This window comes from Achromobacter semiaridum (genome assembly GCF_053543755.1).
Genome location: NZ_JBLVOL010000105.1, coordinates 1 through 2,706, shown reverse-complemented (window position 1 = coordinate 2,706; position 2,706 = coordinate 1). Strand labels below are relative to the sequence as shown.

3 protein-coding genes and 1 pseudogene are annotated in these 2,706 nt (G+C 65.3%); all 4 read right to left on the bottom strand.

The annotated features are described in order from the left end of the window. Positions 1-193, bottom strand: a pseudogene (locus tag ACNPP0_RS23875) (flagellar motor switch protein FliN); the annotation flags it as partial. Continuing rightward, positions 186-1,193: a flagellar motor switch protein FliM gene (gene fliM / locus ACNPP0_RS23870; protein ID WP_046807476.1), complete on the bottom strand. Its 1,008-nt coding sequence runs from the start codon at positions 1,191-1,193 to the stop codon at positions 186-188. The gene fliM and the pseudogene ACNPP0_RS23875, both read right to left, overlap by 8 nt. 2 nt (positions 1,194-1,195) lie before the next feature. Continuing rightward, positions 1,196-1,822, bottom strand: coding sequence for a flagellar basal body-associated FliL family protein (locus ACNPP0_RS23865; RefSeq protein WP_448707201.1), 627 nt, complete (start codon positions 1,820-1,822; stop codon positions 1,196-1,198). A gap of 170 nt (positions 1,823-1,992) precedes the next feature. Then, positions 1,993-2,706, bottom strand: a 714-nt coding sequence (locus tag ACNPP0_RS23860) for a flagellar hook-length control protein FliK (RefSeq protein WP_448707200.1), incomplete at its 5' end; no start/stop codon positions are given.

Below are 2,706 nucleotides of genomic sequence, written 5' to 3'. Positions count from 1 at the left end.
GTGCCGGTGCGGGCGCCGGCGCCGCGGCAGCGGGCGCGGAGGCGGTTTGTTCAGCCATCGCGGCCGCCCAGTCGTCCTGCGGCTTTAAGCCGTCGGCTTGCGTGGGCGGGTTGGCGCGGGATTGTTCGGCGAGCGCGTCGGCCCAGTCGTCGGCCGGGGACGAGCCGGAGCCAGGCTCGTTCTTGTCAGTCATGGTCGGGGGCCTCGTTTGAATCGGTATCGTAGGTAAACATGTTCTGTACGCGTAGCGCGTACTGGCCGTTGAAGACGCCGTAGCCGCATTCCATCAGCGGTACGCCGTCCACATTGGCAATGATGGTCTCGGGCACGTCCACGGGAAGGACGTCGCCCACCTTCAAATTCATCAGTTCGCGGATCGAGGACGGGATGCGCGCAAATTCCGCCACCACGTCGATATCGGCGCTGCGCACCTGGCGCGACAGCTGCTGCGACCAGCGCTGGTCAACTTCTTCCAGCGTGGTTTCCTGCAGCGGACGCGTCAGCAGATCGCGCACCGGCTCGATCATGGAGTAGGGCAGGCAGATGTTCAGGTCGCCGCCGGTCGCGCCGAATTCGATATGGAACGAGGTGACGACCACCACTTCATTGTTGCCGGTGATGCTGGCGAACTTGGTGTGCATCTCCGAGCGCACGTACTCGAATTCAATCGGATAGACGGGGTCCCAGGACTTGCCGTAGCTTTCCAAGGTCAGGTTGAGCAGGCGCCGGATGATGCGCTGCTCGGTCGTGGTGAAGTCCCGGCCTTCGACGCGCGTGTGGTAGCGGCCATCGCCACCGAACAGGCTGTCGATGACCAGGAACACCAGGTTCGGGTCATACGTGAACAGCGCCGTACCACGCAGCGGCTTCATCTGAATCATGTTCAGATTGCTGGGCACGGGCAGGTTGCGTTCGAAGTCCGCGTACTTCTGGATCTTGATCGAGCCGACGGTGATGTCGGCGCTGCGGCGCATGAAGTTCAACAGCACGTTGCGCATGTGCCGCGCAAAGCGCTCGTTGATGAGCTCCAGCGTCTGCATGCGGCGGCGCACGACGCGCTCGGGCGAGCTCAGGTCATAGGCACGCGCGCCATCATTGGAGTTCGCGGCCGCCGACTTGCTATCGCTCTCGCCGGTAACGCCGGCAAGCAGCGCATCGACTTCGTCCTGCGAAAGAAATGCCTCGTAGGCCATGCTTATTGCACCACGAACGCCGTGAACAGTACGTCGGTGACATACTGGCCGTCAGGCAACGGTGAGAACGGACGGTTGACCGCGACCTTGATCGCGTTGGCCATATCGGTCTTGCCTTGCTGGGTCTGCACGCCGGTGGGCGATTGCGCCGACAGCACCATCAGGATGCGGCTGCGCACTTCAGGCATGTACTTTTCCAGGCGCGTGCGGGTTTGCTCGTCGCTGACGCGCAGGGTCAGGCCAACGTGCATGATGCGTTCGGTGTCGGCGTTTTGCAGCGTGACGGTGAATGCTTCGATTGGCACGAAGATCGGCGCGGGCACGGCGATGGGGCCGGCCGGCGGCGCAACAAACGTGGTCGGCGTGGCTTGCGGGCCTTGGCCAGGCTGGCCGGGTTGGCCTGCCACACCCGGTTGGCCAGGCTGGCCGCCGGGCACTTGGCCCACGCCCAATTGCACGGCGGCGCCGGCGGGCGGTTGCTGCATGCGCTGCGTGATGAACCAGGTTGCGCCGGCGCTGGCGCCTGCAACGATGAGCAGGACCAGAAGGCCCAGCAGCAGGCGAAGGACGCCGATGCCGCCGGATTTCTTGGCGCCCGACGGCGCGGTAATAGGTTTGGTAGTCGCCATCTCGGTTTCGATGCGTATTAAGCCGCTGGTGAAAACGGATTCTTAGTGGATGAAAGCATTCTGCCCCAAAGTGCGTGTCGCCTTGGAGGCGAAAAACAGGGCGAAAGCCGCGTATCTCAAGCTATTGCTGCACCGCCCGCTGCCGTTGCCGGTCGCGGGCCGTGTGTTTGTCAGGCAAAGGTGTCGACCAGTGCGTTGGCGTTGCGCGACACGGTGACGGTGGGCGCGGCGATATCGGCCGATGCATCGGCAAGCGCCGATCCATTGCCCGACTGCCGTTGCGATCCGCCGTTGCCTTGTTGCTGTGCGAATTCCTGCTGCGCGGCCTGTTCACCCACGCTGGTCTGGCCCAGCGAGATGCCGGCTTGCGCCAAGGCCTGTTGCAGTTGCGGGATCGCGGTTTCGATGGCCTGGCGCACGGAGGCATGCGCTGAAACGAACGACGCGCTGGCCACGCCGTCGGACAGGTTCAGGCTGACGCGCAAGGGGCCCAGGTCGGGCGGGTCCAGGCGCAGCTCGGCGGTCTGCATGCCCTGACGTGCGTTGGTGCTCATCATGACCACTTGCTGACCCAGCTCGGTACCCCAGTGCGTGCCGCCAACGGGCGTGGCGACCTGCATCACCAGCGGCACGGCCGGCGGCGCGATGGCGGCCTGGTTCACGACCGGCGCGGCCTGGCGCTGGGTGGCGGCGGCAAGTGCCTGGGCCAGGTTGTCCTGCGGCGTGGCGCCATGTTGCGGCGCCTGGAATTGCTGCGCGGTGCTGTTCAGGGCGGCCGTCAATTCTTCTTCGGTGTGGGCGGGCAACGTCGTCGTGTGCTCGGCGGCAGCGGCGTGCGTGTCGCGCGCCACGCGCGGCAACGGGATCTCGGGTGCCAGACGCGG

Coding starts and splice junctions, on each gene's coding strand:
- fliM (WP_046807476.1), bottom strand. CDS start 1,193: ATGGCCTACGAGGCATTTCTTTCGCAGGACGAAGTCGATGCGCTGCTT.
- ACNPP0_RS23865 (WP_448707201.1), bottom strand. CDS start 1,822: ATGGCGACTACCAAACCTATTACCGCGCCGTCGGGCGCCAAGAAATCC.